Below are 19993 nucleotides of genomic sequence, written 5' to 3' on the forward strand. Positions count from 1 at the left end.
CTCCATAAATCTTGACCATAAGCCTTCAACCAAAGATTTATTAATAATTATCATAAACAATTTTAATAAGTTTTATTTAAACTTATTCTAAATAAAAATAAGAATATTCTGAATCCCTTCCTAATTTTGTATCGACAAGTAACACAAAATAGAAAGTTACGATTGTATGGGCATATTCATTGAGTATCCTTCAAAATTTATCATTTTTTAAATTACTGATAATCAATAATTTAAAAACAAAAAACTTCTTTTTACTTATAAATAATTCTTTAAAATATGAAACTTCTTAATACGGTTGCTGTATTATTGATTATTCAAGCTTCTTTATTTGGTCAAAAAATTACGAGTATTTCTGGAAAAATTACAGATGAGCATCACAATCCTTTGGCTGGTGTAAGTGTAGTATTGAAAGGGACTGTCCGTGGTGTGCAATCGAATACCAATGGCGTGTATGCCATTAATTCTTTAAAAACTGGCGTTTATACCGTTGTGGTTTCGAGTGTAGGCTATAAAACCCAAGAAAAAACTGTGAATACAGCTACTGAACAAGAGGCAAGTTTTGTATTAAACGAGTACAGTGAAACCTTGCAAGATGTAGCTGTAACTGCCAATGGAATGCTCAAAGGAAACGAGCATTTAGCTGAGGTAGAGGGCTTTAGCATCAATGCAGCTAAAAAAAATGAAGTGATACAATTAGCTCACTTGAATGCTAATTTAGCGATGAACAACAGCCGACAAATATTTAGTCGCACGCCAGGGATTTCGATTTGGGAAAACGATGGTTCTGGCGTACAACTGGGGGTGGCATCAAGAGGACTTAGCCCTAACAGGTCATGGGAGTTTAATATTCGCATGAACGGCTACGATATTACACCCGACCCTATGGGCTATCCGGAGGCATATTATACGCCACCAATGGAGATTGTCGAGAAAATAGAACTTGTACGAGGGGCTTCTTCGCTACAATATGGCTCACAATTTGGAGGATTACTCAATTTTGTTCTTCGCAAACCCGATATTTCAACCCGAATCACCGTAGAATCGCAAAATACGGTAGGAAGTAATGGCTTATTCAGTAGCTTCAATTACATTGGTGGCACAGAAGGTCGATTGAGCTACACTGCCTATTATCAAAAACGCCTTGGCAATGGCTGGCGAGAAAATAGCCAATTTAATACCGACCACGCTCATATAGAACTCAGTTATGCTCTTAGCAACAAACTCAAAATAGGGTTTGATGCCACGTATATGAACACCGCCCTTCAGCAGGCAGGTGGGCTAACCGATGCACAATTTGCACAAAATCCAAGACAAAGCCTCAGAAGCCGCAATTGGTTTAGTACGCCTTGGTTTATTCCGTCGATACACGCCGAGTATGTATTTAATACCAAAACAAAACTCAGTTGGAAAGTTTTTTCAACCATTGCCGAACGCAACAGCGTGGGTAATGTAGCCGCTATTAACACAGCCGATAATCTCAGCAGTAACCGACAAGTGGACCGTGATTTTTATACAACTCTTGGCACAGAATTACGCTTATTGACCGACTATAAAATATGGGGTTTCAACAATACACTGGCTACTGGATTAAGGTATTTTAGAGGACATATAGACCGTAAGCAACTTGGTAAAGGCACGGCTAATAGCCAGATGGATTTTAATTTGGCAGAAGGTGATTTTGCTCGAAATCTTGATTTTACGAATACCAATCAGGCAGCTTTTGTTGAAAATATCATGCGTTTTAGTCCAAAATTCTTACTAACGGCTGGTGCAAGAATCGAACACATTGAGTCGAAAATGGAAGGACAACTCAATAGTAGCAATGGCGTTCCGACAAACTTAACCCCTCTGACTCGTACCCGCACTTTCTTTTTGTTGGGAGCAGGAGCAGAATACCATGTGAGTCCGCAAACAGAATTTTATACCAATATTTCGCAGGCTTACCGCCCTGTACTTATTTCAGACCTAACGCCACCAGCCACCACAGACGTAATCGACGAAAATCTACAAGATGCACGAGGCTATAATTTCGACTTGGGCTACCGAGGTAAGGTAAAAAATTTCTTACGATTCGACCTTGACTATTTCTACCTCAGTTATAACAACCGCATCGGTACAATTAGTAGAACTAACGCCACTGGAGGCACTTATCAATTTCGCAGTAATTTAGGACGCTCCGTAAGCCAAGGCTTTGAAGGCTATATCGAATTTGACCCAATCACGGCTATTTTTAAACAATCGCCCTTTGGTAGATTATCCTTTTTTGCTTCTATTGCTTACATAGACGCTACCTACCAAGATTTTAAGACAACATCGGTAGTAAATGGACAAATCGTAGAAGGGAATTTGGCTGGCAAACAGGTAGAAAATGCTCCAAGGCATATCAACCGTTGGGGAATTACGTATGCTAAAAAAGGCTTTTCTATCACTTGGCAATTGAGCGACATCGGGCGAGCTTATGCCGATGCCAGTAACACCACTTCACCCAATGCGACGGCTACCACAGGTTTGATACCAGCCTATCAGGTGCAAGACGTATCGGCAAGTTTTAAATTTTTGAAATATTATAACCTAAAAGCAGGCGTGAATAACCTCAGCGATGCCCGTTACTTTACCCGCAGAGCAGGCGGATACCCTGGACCGGGCTTGTTGCCTGCCGACGGGCGAACAATCTATGTGAGTGCTGGGTTTAAATTCTAAATTAAATTCAGTCATAAATAATTTCATTAGAAATCAAAAAGCTCAGAAACGAATTTCTGAGCTTTTTGATTTTATATCCTTACTCGACTATAATTCCGCTTTGTTGAGATGATGAATTTTAAATGCCCAAGATAAGGCTACATTTTTTGCTCTGGTTTTGATTTCATTAGCTTTTTCGCCTTCAAAATGTTCATCGACCGTATTGTCAAAAAGAGCAAGCCATGTAGCAAAATGATGTGGATTTAGGGGATGTTGTTGATTGATAATTAGGTGCGGACGCAATGGGTGACCGTCGTAGCCTTCTTTATTGAACAAAATCATTTCCCAAAAACTATACATTTTAGGCAAATGTTTCTCCCAATTTACTTTTGCCACTTCATCAAAGATGTAGCCAATTGAAGCGTCTTGGCGTATTTTATCATAAAAACTATTTACTAAGAGTTCTATGTCTGCACGGGTTTCTAAATTCTTTTTCATCTGAGTAATGAGTTATGAGCCTTGAGCTTCGAGCTTTAAAAAACAATGACTTCTAAAAGCTCAATGCTCATAACTCACAGCTAAAAAACTATTTTACCACTAATTTACCCAATTTATGATAAAATGGTGTTTTACTCTTTTCATCTTTGGGTTGATATTTTCCTTGAACTATTGGAAAATACATGACTCTTCTACGAGATTTTTCGCCTGTAAACGGACATACTTCTACTCTATGCCAAAGGTCGCCGTCGTGAACTGTCAAATCTCCTGCTTCGATGTTGAGTCCTACTTCATTTTTATCTGGATTATGGTCGATAAATTGTTTTTTCAAAAACAGTACTTTCATCTTGCTCAGTTTGTGCGTACCCGGAAGTACTCTCAAACCTCCGTTTTCCATCGGACAGTCATCTAAATGAGTACCGACGTTGAGCATCTTCAAGATTTTTTGCCCTAAAAATAAATCTCTTGGGCTGTCGGTATGCCATCCCATTTGTGAAAATTTACTATTATCAGCATTCACATAATGATTGAACACCAAACCGTCTTTTTCATCTTCACCGATGCGATTAGCATTATCTGGAACTAATGTCAACAAAGCTTTCAAGCGTGGGTCTTGCAAATACTCATGTAAAATTGCACTATGCTGTGACAGGAAACACAAACGCTGAATCATAGGATTTCCTTTTTCGTCTTTCCCGAATTTCAAAGGAATACCATTTATTTTATCAACTCCTGCCGCCAGCCACTCTTTTTCTACTCGCTGAGCCTCTTTTTTAAAAGCTTCTACGGTTTCTTTACTGATAAAATTTTTAAAATGTAGGAATCCATATTGGTCGAAATACGCTTTTTGTTCAGGAGTAATTTGTTCCCCAAGCGTAAAAGTTTTTGCTTCAAAGTCCATTTTAATTGCGATTGAGTGATAGTTAGTTGTGAGTTAGTAAATTGTGAGTTAGAGGCTTTAACTAAAATCACTAACTCACAATTCACTAACTCACAACTGATTTTACATATAATTCAAATCATTATTACGTTTCAGCTTAATAATGTGCAGTAAATTCAAGACCAAAATAACTGGATAAGTAGGGTCGAATTCATGCCATTTGATACCAAAGTTGGCTCTTCCACCCAATTTATGGTGATTGTTGTGATAAGACTCGCCCATCATCAAGAAATCGAATGGTAATAAGTTTTTGGCAGTATCATTTACTTTGAAGTTGATATAACCATATTTATGAGCAAACCAGTTGATGATTACTCCATGTACTGGCCCCATTAAATAATGAATCGGCAACAAAGCATATTCCCAAGTATGGGTAGCAAACTTCATATAAAAAAGTGTATATAATGTACCCCAAGCAATTCTAACAAACCATTTGTCTCCCAACTTTTCTACTAAAGCATAGTAAGGGACATTCTTTAAAAATTTCGGTTCGATGCCAGCACGGTCGTTTAAAACAGCATTATAATAATCCTTTGTTTTCCACATCATGTCGAAAAGATTATCAGAATAACTTGGAGAGTGTGGGTCTTTTTCAGTATCAGCATAAGCGTGATGCAAACGGTGCATGATACCATAAGCTTTCGGACTCAAGAAAGATGAGCCTTGTGTAACAAAAGTGAACCAGTAAAAAAACTTCTCCCAACCTTTCGACATCGTGAACATCTGATGTGCTGCATAACGATGTAAGAAGAAAGTCTGTGAAAAAAGAGATAAATACCAGTGTGCTACGAAGAAAATTAAAATTGCCATAATATATATTTTTTTACAAAATTATAGCAACTGAAAGGCTTAAAATATGACAAAAGTCAGCATATAGGCTGAGGATGATTAATATTATTTGATAGGCTTCTTGTATTTTATGAGTAAAAATATTGGTTGCATTCACTATTTGTTTTACTGATAAAAAAAGAGAGATTCTGTTGGGATATTCATAAAAAAAGTCTGCCTGTAAAGTAAAAGATACTTCACAAAGCAGACTCTGTGGTGTGTGCTATGATACCTAATAAATGGCTAATTTACTTTTCCAGATAATTCCGTTTTTACTTTCATATTTATCTACATAACCTTTTGTATATAAATCGAGTAAAATGTTTTCTGTTTCTTCCATTGAAGTATTACTCAAAAATGAGTACTCTTTGTTGGTCATCGTCGAGAAGTTACCAAACAAATACATAGGGTCTGAATTGATGATTCTTTTCTTTGCGTTTGGTACTAATTCATGAATGATTTGTTCAAGATACTCATACTCTTGATACCCTTTACTTACCAATTGTTCGTTATTTTTATTGGTAAAAATTAGGGTCGGAAAAACGCCCACTTGCATATCTTGAGCTTTGATTAAATCTTCTCTAAATGCTATTTCGGCAGTACTTTCATAGTCACGGAGAAATCTGGCGGAATCAAGCCCTACTTCAAAAGCTGCTTTTTCGAGATAATCTAAATCAACAATATTTTTTTTCTCTAAAAAGAGCATTTCTTTAATTCTTCTCAGGAACAAAACCGCCAAATCAGCATCTTGCATTTGAGCCGCTTTGAAGGCAATCGAAGGAGGATACGACGAAGGTAGCGGATCTTCAAGCCAAATATCTCCATCTAAAGGAATCCCGTGCAGAAGACAAACCTCCTCCCAATGTGGTGCTACATCCGAAGGCTTACTGATTGCTCCTCTTTGGAAATCGTCCCAAGAAGGTAGCAATCCTCCCATACGATATTCAATATTAAAGTACGCTCCATATTCCAGTTTGAGCTTTCTCAATAACGGCTGAACTACCCAGCAAGTAGAGCAAATTGGGTCGGTAAAGTACTGAACATCAATGAGTTTTTCAAAACGAGCGTCTTCATCTATCTTTTTAGAAATCAATGGAACTACCATCTTTTCATTATCTGTAAGCGATGGATTTACGAAAAGTTCTTTCAGTTCTCGTCCTAAATTGATATGTTTTTCGATAGATTCTTTTCTGTCATCATAAAACTGCGTAAATGCCGCCTCGCAATCTTCATGAATGAGTAATTGCTCCGTTAGTTTATGGGCATCTAAAATAGCATTAGTTGTGCCAGCACTTGTAAATGGCAATGCCAAATGTGCTGCATCACCAATGAAAACTACATTTTTATGATGAAATTTTGGAAGCAAACCAAAATCACGAGTATTCCAAATGTAGCTTGTCTTATAGTCATTATTAGATAACAACTCCGCTACTACTGGCGGAAAATCAGCTAATTGATATTCACAAAATGCTTTTAGTTCTTCAGGAGTACAAGCCTGATTACAGTCTCCATCCTTTACACTGTATTGCATAAACCAAACAAAGTCTTTTTTGGAAACAGGAATCATTCCAAAACTAAGCCCTTTGTTTTGGTACTGAAACTTAGTGAAAACATTCTGATAGATTTCTCCTAATTTTTCATGGCTACTAATACCAACTACTTCTTTTACTTCTATTGCTGTAAAAGGTACTGGGCCAATGGTAGCTTCACGCACCGCCGAACCGGCCCCATCAGCACCTACAAATATATCACCATACTCTACTTCTCCATTTTGAAAGACCGCTGCCACAACTTTATCATTTTCATAGATAAAATGTGAAAACGCACGCCCACCTTTAAGCTGTTCGGCTGGAAATAAATCATACAGAAATTGAATTAAATCTCTGCGTTTAATACATCTCCATAAATTCAGCTTTTGTTTTTTGATAGGTACTCCGTTTTGATTATTCAAGCAAAATACACCTATTTCTTCTCCGGGTAGCGGAATATCTAATCCTTCTTTTAGTTCTTCTAAAATAGACCAGCCGTCGATGTGCATCAAAAAGGCATGACCTCTTGATGTCATTTTAGCATTTTTCTCGCTAATAACAACCTCAAAATTATTTTTCTTCAACAAGAGTCCCAACGACAAGCCAGCAACCCCACCGCCAATGATTACTACTTTTTTCATAATAAGTTCAAAGTGTTTTTAATTTGTGATAAAGCTTGTGAAAGTATTCCATTTGAAGTAGCAAAACTGAGGCGAATATGCCCATCTGCTCCTTCTCCGAACCACTCTTTTAAGCCGGGTACTACCGCCACTTTGGCTTGGTTCAACAGTAATTCATGTATTTCTTTACTGCTTTTGCCAGTCTGCTGAATATTGGCAAAAGCTACATAACAACCTTCTGGTGCGATACAATTTACGCCTTTGATGCTATTGAGTTCCGTTACACAGAGGTTTCGCATTTGATACAAATGTGCTACAAAAGCTTTTAACCAATCCTGACATTCATTTAGGGCAGTACATGCCGCTATTTGCCCTATAATATTTGCCCCATGTACGGTAGATTGATGTAAAGACGCTCTCATTAATCTATCAAAATGCTTCTGGTTGGAAGTCATCACCGCACCGATTCTCAAGCCTGCCAAACCATAAGATTTACTGTAACCCGTTACCGTAACGGTGCGTTCTCTGATGGCTTCATCCAACGAAGCAATACTTGTATAAGTATGTGGAGCAAATACAATATCACTCCAAATTTCATCCGAAAGAATCGTTAAATCATACTTACAAGCAATCGTTCCCAACTGGGTTAACTCTTCTTTTGTAAATACTTTTCCTGTCGGATTCAAAGGATTGCACAAACAGATTAAGCGAGTTTTTGGGGTAATAAGTGATTCTAAAGCGGTAAAATCGACTTTCTCTGTTCCCGCAGGAATGGCAAAAGGTACGGCAGTTGCTCCGAGTGTTTCGATAGAATACCTAAATAAAAAATCAACAGGGTCGAAAATTATTGCTTCGTCATCGGGCATTAAAAATGCTTTACAAATGGCATATATTCCAAAAGCTGCACTATCTACGGGAAAAATATATTGTGGATTTGCAGGTACGCCTCTTTTATCTTGAAAAAATGTCGCTACACTTTCTTTGAAAATGGGTAAACCATCAGGCGGGCCATAACTTAAATATCTGTCTTTGATGTAGCGGTTAATTGCCTCGGTGATTTCTATGGCACAAGGAAAATCAGGGTCGGCGGCTGTGAGTGGTATTACTCCCTCTGGAAGAGTTGCCCAACGTAAATTATAGGCTCGTTTTTTTAAAGTAACTAAATCGACCGAGGTATTTTCAAACATAATTTCAAGATTTTATTAAAGTTTGGATAGATTAAACACGATACTCCACTTTTACTAAAAGTTAAATATTATAAACAAATGCAGAAAAAACAATTTAAGAAAAGAAATTGTTTTTTAATTTATCATATTATTTTCTAAAAAATTGGTTCATCGAAATCTTTGAAAATTGTATTTGGCTAATAATGAGGATACTTACGTGAAAAACTAAAAATCCGATTGGTCTTCTTTTATTAGTTTTATCAAAATGAGTATTTAAGCACTCAACACAGAATTTAAACGTACATAAACTATGCCAATTTTGCTCTGAAATAATTCTTTAATCTTGAAAATAAGCGAGCCAAAGAAGTGATGAAAAACAGAGATTCTGTGATTAGTGCTGTAATTGAAAAAATTTGACAGGAGAATAATAGGTTTTGAACCGACAATCGGGCTTTTCGGAGAAATTGCTACAAAACAAAAAGACTAAGCCTTGTCACAAATGAAGGCTTAGTCTTTTTAGTTTTATGGATTATCTACAAATTTATTCGCTTTTAAACATTCTTTTGCCTTTCCAAACCATTCCGATAGAAGCAATTCCGACCAGAGTTATAGAATTTAGTGGCATCAACACCGCTGCTACAATCGGTGAAAGCGTCCCTTGAATGGCAAAGGTCAAACCTATACAATTGTACATCAGCGAAAACACATAACTGAAACGAATCAATTTTAAGCCAAATTGGCTATACTTCATAAATGCTGGAATCTGTTTCAATTGCTCTGCCGCAATAATGGCGTCACTCATTGGGGTAAAATTCAAAGTATCATCGGTTACGGCAATACCAACTTCTGCTTGTTTCAAAGCTCCAGCGTCGTTGAGTCCGTCGCCAATCATCACTACTTTTTTGCCTTCGCTTTGTAATTTTTTGATGAACGCCAATTTATCTTGTGGACTACATTCAAAATGAAGATTTTCTTTGTTAGGAAACCAATTTTCCAACTGCGTTCTTTCATTCTGATTATCGCCAGAAAGTAAATAAATAGTGTAATTTTTACCCAAAGTCAAAATCGTTTCATCAATTCCTTTACGATAATGATTCGGCAAAGCAAAATAGCCTAAATAATTGCCATCAATCGAAAGGTGTGCAACCGAAGCTGTAAAAATTGCTTGCTCTTCTTCTAAATCTGGATGCACAAAAGTACTTGCTCCTAATTTTAGGTAATGTCCATGATAATTTCCTTCGATGCCTTTTCCAGTGATTTCTTGAAAGTTTTCAATCTCTAAGAAATGTTTATCGTGCGACAATTCTTTGATTTTTTGTGAAACTGGGTGCGAAGAATTATGTGCCAACGAAACTACCATCATTTCTTCAAACAAGGAAAGCGGGCGTTTGCCATGAAACTGTGCCTTTGAACCTTCAGAAGTAGTAAGAGTACCCGTTTTGTCAAATACCACGGTATCGCAATTGGCCAACGTTTCGATTACTTCTCCATTTTTTAAATAAAAATGATGTTTTCCTAAAATTCTAAGCCCATTTCCTAAAGCGAATGGATAACTCAAAGACAAAGTACAAGGACAAGCAATAATCAAAATCGCAGAAAAGGCATTCAACAATTTACTGGAATCTTGAAAATACCAATACGTTGCCACTGAAAATGCCAAAGTCAAAACCCCAAAAGTAAAGTACTTGCCTACTAAATTTGAAAAAGACTTAATCCGACTGTCTTGTTCTTTCTGAAAAGTATCATTGTTCCAAAGCTGTGTTAAATAACTTTGTGATACTTCTTTCAATACTTCCATTTCAATCGTTCCGCCTACTTGTCGTCCGCCAGCGTAAAGGAAATCGCCGATTTTCTTTTCCTCCAAAGCAGATTCGCCCGTTACAAAACTGTAATCTATTTGAGCATCGCCACGGTATAAAAGCGAGTCGGCAGGGACTAATTCACCATTTCTGATAAGAATTTTATCACCTTTTTTCAAAGCACTTACCGAAACAGATTCTTCTTTGCCATGCACCAAACGAGTAACCGCCAAAGGGAAGTAAGACTTATAGTCACGTTCAAAAGAAAGAAAATGATAGGTTTTTTCTTGAAACCATTTCCCGATTAATAAAAAGAAAATGAGTCCTGTTACCGAATCAAAATAGCCTGCACCATGATTGAAAACGACTTCATAAATACCTCTGAAATAAGCGACCAGAATACTCAGTAAAATCGGGAAATCAATATTGACAATTCCTTTTCGGAGGCTTTTATACACAGATTCAAAATAACCCGAACCCGAATAAAACACTACGGGCGTAGCCAGCACGATGTTGAGATAGCCAAAAAGTAACTTATAAGTATTGTCTTGCAAACCCAAGTACTCCGGAAAACTAAACAACATAATATTACCTGCACAAAAACCCGCAAGCCCCAATTGTGTGAGTAATTTCCGATAAGTCGGTTTTTGCTTTTCTTTCACTACATCATTCAAAGACATCAGCGGTTCGTAGCCGACCGAACTGAGGAGTTCTGCCAATTGACGAAGGCTAATACTTTCATCATCAGCACTTTCACTTTTAGCATTTCTGAAAGTAACGGCTACTTGTTTTTTCAAAAAATCTACTTGCGAGCGTTCAATGCCTTTGTGAAGACGATACAAATTTTCGAGTAAATACAAACAAGAGCTACAATGAATGGTAGGAATATAGAAGGTTACTTTCGAGATATTTTCGTTCTGAAAATCTAACAGCGATTTGGCAATTTCTGGATTATCTAAGAAATCGAAACGGGCAATTTGTGGTGTATTGCCTGCATTTTTATCAAGGTCGTAATAATTACAGAGATTATTTTGGTCGAGAATCTGATAAACCGTTTTACAGCCGTCACAGCAAAAGTACTTTTCTTCCAGATGAATATGGTCGTCGGGGCATTCGTTTCCACAGTGGAAACAGAGTTGCGTAGTTTCGGTAGCAATCATAAAGGATGGCATTTGATGAGTTCCCCAAGCCAATTCAAAGCAAGAAAATAAAGAAATTGTAAAGGCTTAGGTTTTTGGTCTATCAAAGTTCATATCCAGTGGTTGATTAAAATATGAGGAAGGAGATTTTTAAAACTGATAAAAGTCATTTACAAAAGAAATATAAACGAGCAATTTCGGTGATAATATTAAAATGATATAGCCCATGAACCCTAATTGTAATACTTGCGAATTCAGACATTCATCTCTTTTCAAAAACTGTACACACGACGAACTTAGCCAACTTAGCGAAAACAAATGCTTTAATGTTTATAAAAAAGGGCAGGTGATTTTCCACGAGGGCAATCGTCCATTAGGACTTTTCTGCATTTTTGATGGCAAAGTAAAAGTAAGCCGTTTAGGCTCTGATGGTAAAGAACAGGTAATCAGACTGGTAAAAAAAGGCGATACTTTAGGCTATCGTTCTTTGATTGAAAATACAAAATACAGTGCTTCGGCAATTGCCTTGGACGATACTCAGGCTTGTTTTATTACCATTTCAGAATTCAATCATTTGATAGATACCAACGTAAAAGTAGCCAGTGATTTGATGAAAATGTTGGCAAAAGTACTTGGTGATACACAAGATAAACTGGTGCATTTGGCGATGAAGCCAGTTCGTGAACGTTTGGCGGAGGCTTTACTGCTCTTAAAAAATACTTACGACGATAAAAAAGCAGAACATTTTTCAATTTCTATTTCTCGTGAAGACCTCTCTTCGATTGTAGGTACAGCCAAAGAAACTGTTATTCGTTTTCTTTCAGAATTTAAAGAAGAAGGAATTATTTCTACCAAAGGAAGTGAAATCACGATTTTACGTTCGGATAAACTCCTAAAAATCAGCAGTCTTTACGATTAAGAATGAAGTATTATTCAGAATCAAGCATTTAATTCAGATACAGTAACACCATTTCATCTTCAAATTGACGAGCCGCAACCTTCGCAAAAGGTCTGCCATAAAAAACTGGAATAAATTTGTCAATAAAGCCATTGATAAAAGTCATTTCAGCAAAATGTTCTAAGCGGTAACTTGTCGGCAGAATAATTTGAAACAACCATGAACGACGCAGAAAAGATAATACTATCCAGTGGGATACAGTTAAGTTTTAAACAAGGTGATTTTTTATATAGGAAAGGGCAACACCCTGATTATGTTTTCTACATCAAAGACGGAAGTGTGGAACTGAAGGACGGACAAAAAAACACAAAAGTTCTTAAAAACAAAAAATACTTTTTGGGCTTAGAAGAAATGCTTTTAGAAAAAGAGCATCCTTATACCGTAAGAGTATTGGAACATTCCATTTTTCTGATTTTTGAAAAATCACTTATCGACGCTCTTATCCACGAACATACAGATATTCGTCGGTATTTTATGATGAGTATCTGCAACCAATTGGAAGAAAGCGACAAGACCTTTGAATAGTTCAATAGGTTACTGATAAATATCATTTTTTCATCAAAGTAGCGTCATAATTTCTTGCAAAAAAATAGAAGAACTTCGAGCATAAATCTTAAACATTGTTATATGAAAACGATTCTTTTCCCATCAGATTTTAGTGATAATGCTACCCATGCGGCACAGTATGCGGGTATGTTGGCGAAGTTATTCAATGCAAAAATTATTTTATTAAATGTATATAGCATTCCTACTGTTTCTGAATATCAGCTCCCTTCTGAAATAGAGGATTTTATCATAAGAAATAGAAAAGAAGCAGAACAAGCTTTACAAAACTTCACTGTAAAATTTATTGAAAAAACAGGTTTAGCTCCCGAAAGAGTAAGCCAACGAGTAGAGTACGGCTTGGCGGCTGATAAAATTGTCAATATTGCCAATTCTATCAAAGCCGATATGATTGTGATGGGAACAAAAGGTGCAGGTACAATTCTGGATCGTTGGTTGGGTACTCATGCACAGCAAGTAATGAAATTGGCACAATGCCCAGTTTGGGTAATTCCAGAAGACGCTTCTTTCAATTATCCTAAAAATATTTTATACGCCGCTGATTTTCAAGGCGATGAAATAGACGCTATTCAAAGAATTTATAGTTTCACCAAACCCTTGGGTACGCAACTCAAAGCCGTTCATATTCACGATTATTTTGAAATGAATCTCGGACATTCTATTCAAGAAATGATTCATTTGTTAGAAGATAAGTTTCAACACGAAGGACTAAAAGCTATTACACTTAGTCGTGCAGAAATCATTGATGGCTTAGAAACTTATATCAAAAACCAGCCACCCGATGTTTTACTTTTGGCGGTACACGAAAAGCCATTCTTAGATAAACTTTTCAACGATAGTGTTACAAAACACTTCGTTCAAGCAGGAAAATTACCATTACTATTTTTCCAAAAGTAAATATTCAAAGCCTATATCAGAACGGGGTTTCGTAAAATTTCAATGATTTTACGAAACCCCGTTCTATTATTAGTAATTTTGTTGAGGACATTTTTCAACCTCAAATGACCCAATATGGAAAATAAATATGTAGCTTTTATCTCAGACGAACACCTACTTCGCTGTGTGGCTAATCTTCATACTGCTTATTTAAAGGCAAAAAGTAACGTTTCAAAAAAGAATTTTTACAACAATAAAGTCGATAGCATCAAACTTACTTTTGATGCAAAATTCAATAGTATTGATGAAGAAAGCCTGATTCAAGCAGAAGTTTTACGCCAAATTGATAAGTCTTTCAACAATTCAATCGGTACTTTTCACGAACAAATTTTGGGTGGTATCGAGGGTTTTGAGGTTGGAAATCTGAGTGGTTTTGATATAAAAGCAAAAGACAATAGCCTTTTTGCCGACATCAAAAACAAACATAATACCATGAATAGTAGCTCGGCTGAGAGTTTGTTTCAGAAATTGGCTCGCTACGCCGATAGCTACAAACAAGCTAAATGTTATTGGGTTCAGATTTTAGCAAAGGGAAGTTTCAACGAAAGATGGACGGGCGAAATCAATGGAAAAGAGTACGGACACAGCAGAGTATATAAAATTTCGGGCGACCAATTTTATGCTTTACTTTCAGGACAAGAAGATGCACTTTATCAATTATATAAAGTACTTCCTCTTGCCATTGAAGATTATCTTTCTTCTATCGAAAACAATCAAGAAGTAATTGAAAACTCGGCTTTGGATGAAATTAAAGCCGAAACTGTACTTTCTGAAAGAAGTATTTTAGACCAAATTACAGCCGAAAATTATGGCTATTACTTGGGTTTTGATAAACTATAATACTGATTTAAAAACTTAACGATTGAATAACCGACTTCTCGTCCTAAGTTCACAGGGACAGCGTTACCAATTTGCTTGTATTGTTGTGCAATTGAACCTTCAAATTGCCAATCGTCAGGGAAAGTCTGAATACGAGCGTACTCACGCACAGTAAACGGACGAGTTTCTTCTGGATGACATCTTTCAGTTTGTTTCTGAGCAGGGCTACAAGTCAGCGTCAGGCAAGGTTCGTCCCAACCGATTCTTCGGGCAATACCTGTTTTTCCTCCGCCCAAATGGAAACTTCCACCCATAAAAGATTTCTGAATTTCCAGTGGTAAATCTCGCCAATAGCCTTTTTGTGGCACTAAATCCAAGACTTCTTTTTTACTTTTTGGGTACTTCGCTCCTTCTGATTTTGGTACATGACTATCAAACAATTCTCCTTTTTTCAAGGCATCACGCAAATTATATACCTTTTTATACGGCTTCGGATACTCGTATTGCAGTTCAATGTCTTTTCTGATACCTACCAAAATCAAGCGTTCACGCTTTTGTGGTACTTTATAATGAATGGCTTTCAGCACTTGTACAGGTACAACATTGTAGCCAATTTCATCTAAAATAGAAATCATACCTTCCAATGTTTTGCCGCCTTCGTGGCTCAATAAACCACGAACATTTTCGCCAATACAAATCGGAGGATTCACTTCGTTGACTACTCTGGCAAATTCATAAAAGAGTGTTCCTCGTGCATCAGCCAAACCCAATTTTTTCCCAGCATAACTAAATGCCTGACAGGGAAATCCGCCCGTGACAACATCTATTTTATTATGATATTCCGAGAAATCAAAAGCCTTGATGTCACCTTCTAATACTTTCCAGTTTGGTCTGTTTTTACGAAGCGTTTGGCAAGCCCATTTATCAATTTCGTTCAGAGCTACGCATTTCAACCCTGCTTTTTCCATGCCCACAGCCAAACCACCTGCACCTGCAAAAAGCTCTAAAACGGTATAATCTCGTTCGGCTTCCACAAAATTAGATACTTCTTCATTCATGTCTTGGGCAACAAAAGCCGCAAACAAAGCCTCTACTTCCTCTTTTTTATATAACCTATAATTACTCATTGGCTCACGAATGGCAGATAATTTTCCTTCTCTGTCCCACCTTCTCAAGGTTTCTTTGCTTTTTCCTATTAGTTCAGATGCTTCTGCTAACGTTAAGTATTCACTCATAACCAAATTGTTTAACCTTATACAATGGTTACAAATTTAAGACTAAAAAAATAAGTACCCAAATGGTGTAAATGAAGAGTGAGGAGTTTGTAATGAGGAGTTTTTAGTTAATCTTATAACGATTTTTAATCTAAAATTTTGACATACAGAACTTTGAATGCAAACAGAGACGAGCTATTTGCTTGATTTTCAGTAAAAAAATCTTTAAAAAATTATAAATCTTTAGCTCGATTAGGATAATCGCTGATGAGTCCGTCAACGCCAAGGGCTTTGGTTTGTTTCATTTCCTCCACGGTATTTATCGTCCACGGCACTACTTTTACCTGTTTATCATGGCAAAATTGTACTTCTTCTTTCGTAAGAATTTTAAAGTAAGGACTATAATAACTTGGCAAAAAGCCTAAAGCCGAAAAAGTAGCTTGGGCATCTAATTTTTCAACCAATGCCGAAAGTGCGATATTTTGATATTGCTTATTCAAGATTTGTGAATGCCAATATTTCAAAACGTTGAAATCAAAACTTTGTAAAATCACACGGTCGGCGGGTAAGTGGCGGATAATTACTTTGTAAACGAGGTCGGAAAATACTTCAACAGTTTTGGGCTGAGAAATTCCGTACTCACTTTCTTCTGATTTGATTTCAATATTGTAGCGAACGGGTTGCAAACCTTTTTCTTTGATATAAGCTTCGCAAGCCTGAATCGTTTCGACAAGTAAAGGCTTGTGAACCGCCATTTTTTGCTGCTCAGGAAATCTTTCATTTCCACGTTTGCCAGTATCAAATTGCTTGATTTCGGAGTATGTCATCTTGAAAAGATTGTAATTACTTTCCTCCTCTTTCGTAACGGGCGAGCCGTCGGGTTTTGAAACATACAAGGCACTCATATAAGGCTCGTGCGAAACTACCACTTGTAAATCTTTTGAAATACAAACATCCATTTCGAGCGTAGTTACGCCCAAATCCAATGCTCTTTTGAAAGCTGGAATGGTATTTTCGGGCATCAGTCCTCTTGAACCACGATGTCCTTCAATATCAAAAACCTGAGCCATACTCGAAAAGCTCAGAAAGCAATAAGTCAATAATAAAACAATATGTTTCATAAAAAAGGGCTGTTTGTTGATTGTTTTCTTCATAGAAAATTACTCAAAGCACAACAGCTTTCATGCTGAAATAGATTATTTTTTGATAAAATGTTTTCCTCCAACAGAATTCGAGTCCTTCGGCTTGCCGAAGGACTCTACTGATAGACATAGAGGTTAAACAAATCCCATCAAAAAAGTAGAAATATTGGTAACTGGGTTCAATAGAACCAAGCTTTTAATTGCGGGCGAAAGAGTGATATTTAATCGTTACTCTATAACCTTTTTTATCAGGCAATACTTCCGACTTGTCTTGTATCACTTGGTGATTTCCTGCGTCAATAAAATGAGCGGCTCTTTCAATGGCTTTGATTAAGTCGTATGAAGTAAAAAGTTTTGTTTTCGGTTTCATAATATATTGGAATCAAATCGTTCAAAAAAAGGAAACAATCACGTATTTTATTATTCTTGATTAAAAAAAGTATTCATTTTGAATATTTGACTAAATTTTATATTTTTACATTTAGTAATATTTGCAATTTATCTACTAAATTTACTCAAAATAAAAATTAAAAACCAAATATATGGATACATTTTTTAGTCAAAATCTACAATTTTTACGCAAAAGCCTTGAAGGTAAGGTTTCACAGGAGAAAATGGCTGATGAATTAATGATTAAAAAATCTACACTTGGCTCTTATGAAAGCGGAAGAGCAGAGCCTCGCTATGGAGATTTAGTAAAATTATCGGCATATTTTAAAGTAAGTATTGATGAATTATTGAAAGAAGACCTTTCGATAAAACCTGCTTTTCCGAAACAAGAAGAAAAGTTGAGGATTCTTACAACGACCGTCAGCCCCGACAATGAGGATAACATCGAGTATGTACCCATCAAGGCTGTGGCTGGCTATGTAAATGGCTATGGCGATTTGGAGTACATCAGCAATTTGCCTGTATTCAATGTACCATTTTTGGCAAAAGACAAAAAGTACCGAGTATTTCCGATACAGGGCGATTCGATGTTGCCTTTGAAAGAAGGTTCATTGGTTTTTGCAGAATATATAGAAAACTGGAAAACGGTGCGTGACGGAACTGTTTGTGTAGTGGTCACTCGCAGCGAAGGCATTGTACTAAAAAAAGTATTCAATTACTTAACAGAAATGAATGTTTTGGTACTAAAATCAACCAACGAGCATTATGCTCCTTATCCAGTTTTGGGCGATGATGTACAGGAACTTTGGCGTTTTGTGGGTTATTACTCATCAGTATTTCCTGTATAATCTATATGATTTATAGAACTTAATACCATTTAGAGCAGATTTCTTCGGGAATCTGCTCTTTTTTTGATGGATGTTGAACTAAAATACAATTAAATGTTGTTACATTAAATGTATAAGTACTTAATTTAACGACATCAAAACATGAGCATATTAACAACCCTAAATTGGCGTTATGCCACAAAAAGAATGACTGGAGGAATAGTTCCTCAAGAAAAAGTAGATACTATTTTAGAAGCTATCCGTTTGTCAGCCTCTTCATTAGGTTTACAGCCTTTCAATGTAATTGTGATTGATAATCCAGAACTAAAAAGTAAAATTCAGCCGACTGCCTACAATCAGCCACAAATTGTAGAATCGTCGCATTTATTAATTTTTGCCGCTTGGGACAACGTAACAAAAGAAAAAGTAGATACTTATATGGCTCAAATTGCTTCGGAAAGAGGCGTTTCTGTTGAATCTTTAGCAGGTTTCAGAGCAAATTTTGAAGGAATTTTAAACCGTAGTGCCGAAGAAAATTATCAGTGGGCGGCTCGTCAGGCTTATATTGCTTTAGGAACTGGCTTGGTTGCCGCTGCAAGCGAAGGCGTTGACGCTACTCCAATGGAAGGTTTCAACCCAGCAGCATTAGATGAATTATTGGGCTTGAAAGAAAAAGGTTTAAGAAGTGTTTTATTGATGCCATTGGGTTATCGTGATGTTGAAAAAGACTTTTTGGCATCTGCTAAAAAAGTAAGAAGAAGTAAAGAAGATTTCTTCATCCATTTATAGCCAACAAAAGCGATTGTTTATAAAAAGGAAGAGCGGTCAAATGAAAACTTTGACCGCTCTTCCTTTTTTATATGAGTAATGAATATAAGGCTACCCAACCATTTTTGGAGTAATATTCACCAAACCTCTTCCGCCCGACAGCATACATAATTCTTTGAATTTCCCGGGCGTAACCCCTACGTGTTTTTTGAAAATAATAAAGAAGTAATTGGTACTTCCAAAGCCAGCTTTAAAACAAGCGTCGCTAATATCATTTCGGGTTTCAGCCAATAATTCTTTGGCGATTTTGATTCTTTCTTGGTTGATAAAGTCAACGGGCGTAATGCCGAGTTCTCTTTTAAATTGTCTGAAAAAATTGGGTTTACTCATACAAGCCAAATCACAGAGTTTTTCGATACTTAGCTTTTCGGTAATGTGTTCTTTGATGTACTGCACCACAAAAGCAAAGCGGTTTGTATTGGCGTATTTTTTATAATTATCCACAATCAATACTCTTGCTTGCGTTTGCATCAATCTGATTAATAATTCATTAATCATAAAATTGGCAAATAAATCTTTTGCCGAATTGGTTTCTGTGGATACTTTCACCAAGCGGTCGATGGTACTGGTTACTTCTAAAGAATTTTTTAAATGAAAAGTATCTAAATCTATTTTCCAAGAATCGTTCTCCTCTACTTTAGCATACTTCTCGTTCAGTAAATTGATAGTTTCTTTAATCTGCTCACTCTTAATTGCCAAAGCCATACACTGTGTGGGATTCGAAAAGTCGGCTTCTGGAAAATCAATTTTCATTTCTTCATCCGCTGGCACAATAACAGATTCGCCCGGGAGGTACTCAAAGCCTTGTTTATCGAACAAGTGCATAACTTTTTTTCCCCGAAACATGGTCGTCAGCACAAAACTATTAAACTTCAAGCGAACGTCTTCACTGCGTTGATGTGTCTCGAAAATATTTAGTTCAAAATTATCTAATGAGTAAACAGTACGGTTCTCTACGAGTGTCGTTAAATCCTTTATCGGCTTGAGTGCTGGCGATTGGGGCTTATGAATCTGTTTCATTTGTTTTTGATTGAACTCTAATGTTAAATGTTATTCAATGGTTGATTAACAATCTATACAATAATAATTATATCAAACGCTTGATGCAATTATTTAA

Annotated in this window: 17 protein-coding genes; 7 read left to right on the forward strand and 10 right to left on the reverse strand. The window is 36.6% G+C overall.

Annotated elements, in window-relative coordinates:
• Nucleotides 1–276 precede the first annotated feature (276 nt).
• The gene (locus tag VB248_RS15315; protein ID WP_323297674.1) at nt 277–2700 is read left to right on the forward strand and encodes a TonB-dependent receptor; all 2424 of its coding nucleotides are present in this window, start codon (nt 277–279) and stop codon (nt 2698–2700) included.
• Between the two features lie 87 nt (nt 2701–2787).
• Here VB248_RS15315 and VB248_RS15320 read toward each other — a convergent pair whose 3' ends face one another.
• The 6 genes from VB248_RS15320 to VB248_RS15345 all read right to left on the reverse strand — a co-directional run bounded on the left by VB248_RS15320 (nt 2788) and on the right by VB248_RS15345 (nt 11219).
• Nucleotides 2788–3177, reverse strand: coding sequence for a group III truncated hemoglobin (locus VB248_RS15320; RefSeq protein ID WP_323297675.1), 390 nt, complete (start codon nt 3175–3177; stop codon nt 2788–2790).
• 88 nt (nt 3178–3265) lie between these two features.
• Nucleotides 3266–4078 (reverse strand): phytanoyl-CoA dioxygenase family protein, encoded by an 813-nt coding sequence (locus VB248_RS15325; protein ID WP_323297676.1) that lies wholly within the window; start codon nt 4076–4078, stop codon nt 3266–3268.
• A 102-nt stretch (nt 4079–4180) separates the two neighbouring features.
• Nucleotides 4181–4927, reverse strand: coding sequence for an acyl-CoA desaturase (locus VB248_RS15330; RefSeq protein ID WP_323297677.1), 747 nt, complete (start codon nt 4925–4927; stop codon nt 4181–4183).
• A gap of 250 nt (nt 4928–5177) precedes the next feature.
• The gene (locus tag VB248_RS15335) at nt 5178–7115 is read right to left on the reverse strand and encodes a DsbA family protein (protein ID WP_323297678.1); all 1938 of its coding nucleotides are present in this window, start codon (nt 7113–7115) and stop codon (nt 5178–5180) included.
• Complete coding sequence (locus tag VB248_RS15340) at nt 7112–8281, reverse strand: pyridoxal phosphate-dependent aminotransferase (protein ID WP_323297679.1); 1170 nt, start codon at nt 8279–8281, stop codon at nt 7112–7114. The genes VB248_RS15335 and VB248_RS15340 overlap by 4 nt, the downstream gene beginning before the upstream one ends.
• A 520-nt stretch (nt 8282–8801) precedes the next feature.
• Nucleotides 8802–11219 (reverse strand): heavy metal translocating P-type ATPase, encoded by a 2418-nt coding sequence (locus VB248_RS15345; RefSeq protein ID WP_323297680.1) that lies wholly within the window; start codon nt 11217–11219, stop codon nt 8802–8804.
• A gap of 205 nt (nt 11220–11424) precedes the next feature.
• On the opposite strand from VB248_RS15345, the gene VB248_RS15350 reads away from it, so the two are divergent.
• The 4 genes from VB248_RS15350 to VB248_RS15365 all read left to right on the forward strand — a co-directional run bounded on the left by VB248_RS15350 (nt 11425) and on the right by VB248_RS15365 (nt 14496).
• On the forward strand, nt 11425–12117 hold the full coding sequence (locus VB248_RS15350) for a Crp/Fnr family transcriptional regulator (protein WP_323297681.1): 693 nt from the start codon (nt 11425–11427) through the stop codon (nt 12115–12117).
• Between the two features lie 198 nt (nt 12118–12315).
• Nucleotides 12316–12681 carry a Crp/Fnr family transcriptional regulator gene (locus tag VB248_RS15355; protein WP_323297682.1) on the forward strand — a complete coding sequence of 122 codons (366 nt, stop codon included), beginning with the start codon at nt 12316–12318 and terminating at the stop codon, nt 12679–12681.
• Nucleotides 12682–12783: 102 nt separating this feature from the next.
• Nucleotides 12784–13617: a universal stress protein gene (locus VB248_RS15360; RefSeq protein ID WP_323297683.1), complete on the forward strand. Its 834-nt coding sequence runs from the start codon at nt 12784–12786 to the stop codon at nt 13615–13617.
• A gap of 114 nt (nt 13618–13731) precedes the next feature.
• Nucleotides 13732–14496, forward strand: a complete 765-nt coding sequence (locus VB248_RS15365; protein WP_323297684.1) for an Eco47II family restriction endonuclease — start codon at nt 13732–13734, stop codon at nt 14494–14496.
• Here the strand turns inward: VB248_RS15365 and dcm are convergent.
• The 3 genes from dcm to VB248_RS15380 all read right to left on the reverse strand — a co-directional run bounded on the left by dcm (nt 14472) and on the right by VB248_RS15380 (nt 17201).
• Complete coding sequence (gene dcm / locus VB248_RS15370; protein ID WP_323297685.1) at nt 14472–15710, reverse strand: DNA (cytosine-5-)-methyltransferase; 1239 nt, start codon at nt 15708–15710, stop codon at nt 14472–14474. The two genes, VB248_RS15365 and dcm, sit on opposite strands and share 25 nt — an antisense overlap.
• 212 nt (nt 15711–15922) lie before the next feature.
• Complete coding sequence (locus tag VB248_RS15375; protein WP_323297686.1) at nt 15923–16810, reverse strand: glycerophosphodiester phosphodiesterase family protein; 888 nt, start codon at nt 16808–16810, stop codon at nt 15923–15925.
• A 217-nt stretch (nt 16811–17027) separates the two neighbouring features.
• Nucleotides 17028–17201 carry a hypothetical protein gene (locus VB248_RS15380; RefSeq protein WP_323297687.1) on the reverse strand — a complete coding sequence of 58 codons (174 nt, stop codon included), beginning with the start codon at nt 17199–17201 and terminating at the stop codon, nt 17028–17030.
• A 172-nt stretch (nt 17202–17373) separates the two neighbouring features.
• Here VB248_RS15380 and VB248_RS15385 point away from each other — a divergent pair, with 172 nt between their 5' ends.
• Both VB248_RS15385 and VB248_RS15390 read left to right on the forward strand, forming a co-directional pair.
• On the forward strand, nt 17374–18069 hold the full coding sequence (locus VB248_RS15385; protein WP_323297688.1) for an XRE family transcriptional regulator: 696 nt from the start codon (nt 17374–17376) through the stop codon (nt 18067–18069).
• A gap of 141 nt (nt 18070–18210) precedes the next feature.
• The gene (locus tag VB248_RS15390; RefSeq protein ID WP_323297689.1) at nt 18211–18837 is read left to right on the forward strand and encodes an NAD(P)H-dependent oxidoreductase; all 627 of its coding nucleotides are present in this window, start codon (nt 18211–18213) and stop codon (nt 18835–18837) included.
• A 90-nt stretch (nt 18838–18927) separates the two neighbouring features.
• On the opposite strand, the gene VB248_RS15395 is transcribed toward VB248_RS15390, so the two are convergent.
• Nucleotides 18928–19896 carry an AraC family transcriptional regulator gene (locus VB248_RS15395; protein WP_323297690.1) on the reverse strand — a complete coding sequence of 323 codons (969 nt, stop codon included), beginning with the start codon at nt 19894–19896 and terminating at the stop codon, nt 18928–18930.
• Between the last annotated feature and the right edge of the window lie 97 nt (nt 19897–19993).

Origin of the sequence: Arcicella rigui, from assembly GCF_034929435.1 — a bacterium.
Classification (GTDB): Bacteria; Bacteroidota; Bacteroidia; order Cytophagales; family Spirosomataceae; genus Arcicella; species Arcicella rigui.

Bases quoted from the DNA above. Each gene is read 5' to 3' on its own strand.
- VB248_RS15315 (WP_323297674.1), top strand. From the start codon at position 277: ATGAAACTTCTTAATACGGTTGCTGTATTATTGATTATTCAAGCTTCT.
- VB248_RS15320 (WP_323297675.1), bottom strand. From the start codon at position 3,177: ATGAAAAAGAATTTAGAAACCCGTGCAGACATAGAACTCTTAGTAAAT.
- VB248_RS15325 (WP_323297676.1), bottom strand. From the start codon at position 4,078: ATGGACTTTGAAGCAAAAACTTTTACGCTTGGGGAACAAATTACTCCT.
- VB248_RS15330 (WP_323297677.1), bottom strand. From the start codon at position 4,927: ATGGCAATTTTAATTTTCTTCGTAGCACACTGGTATTTATCTCTTTTT.
- VB248_RS15335 (WP_323297678.1), bottom strand. From the start codon at position 7,115: ATGAAAAAAGTAGTAATCATTGGCGGTGGGGTTGCTGGCTTGTCGTTG.
- VB248_RS15340 (WP_323297679.1), bottom strand. From the start codon at position 8,281: ATGTTTGAAAATACCTCGGTCGATTTAGTTACTTTAAAAAAACGAGCC.
- VB248_RS15345 (WP_323297680.1), bottom strand. From the start codon at position 11,219: ATGATTGCTACCGAAACTACGCAACTCTGTTTCCACTGTGGAAACGAA.
- VB248_RS15350 (WP_323297681.1), top strand. From the start codon at position 11,425: ATGAACCCTAATTGTAATACTTGCGAATTCAGACATTCATCTCTTTTC.
- VB248_RS15355 (WP_323297682.1), top strand. From the start codon at position 12,316: ATGAACGACGCAGAAAAGATAATACTATCCAGTGGGATACAGTTAAGT.
- VB248_RS15360 (WP_323297683.1), top strand. From the start codon at position 12,784: ATGAAAACGATTCTTTTCCCATCAGATTTTAGTGATAATGCTACCCAT.
- VB248_RS15365 (WP_323297684.1), top strand. From the start codon at position 13,732: ATGGAAAATAAATATGTAGCTTTTATCTCAGACGAACACCTACTTCGC.
- dcm (WP_323297685.1), bottom strand. From the start codon at position 15,710: ATGAGTGAATACTTAACGTTAGCAGAAGCATCTGAACTAATAGGAAAA.
- VB248_RS15375 (WP_323297686.1), bottom strand. From the start codon at position 16,810: ATGAAACATATTGTTTTATTATTGACTTATTGCTTTCTGAGCTTTTCG.
- VB248_RS15380 (WP_323297687.1), bottom strand. From the start codon at position 17,201: ATGAAACCGAAAACAAAACTTTTTACTTCATACGACTTAATCAAAGCC.
- VB248_RS15385 (WP_323297688.1), top strand. From the start codon at position 17,374: ATGGATACATTTTTTAGTCAAAATCTACAATTTTTACGCAAAAGCCTT.
- VB248_RS15390 (WP_323297689.1), top strand. From the start codon at position 18,211: ATGAGCATATTAACAACCCTAAATTGGCGTTATGCCACAAAAAGAATG.
- VB248_RS15395 (WP_323297690.1), bottom strand. From the start codon at position 19,896: ATGAAACAGATTCATAAGCCCCAATCGCCAGCACTCAAGCCGATAAAG.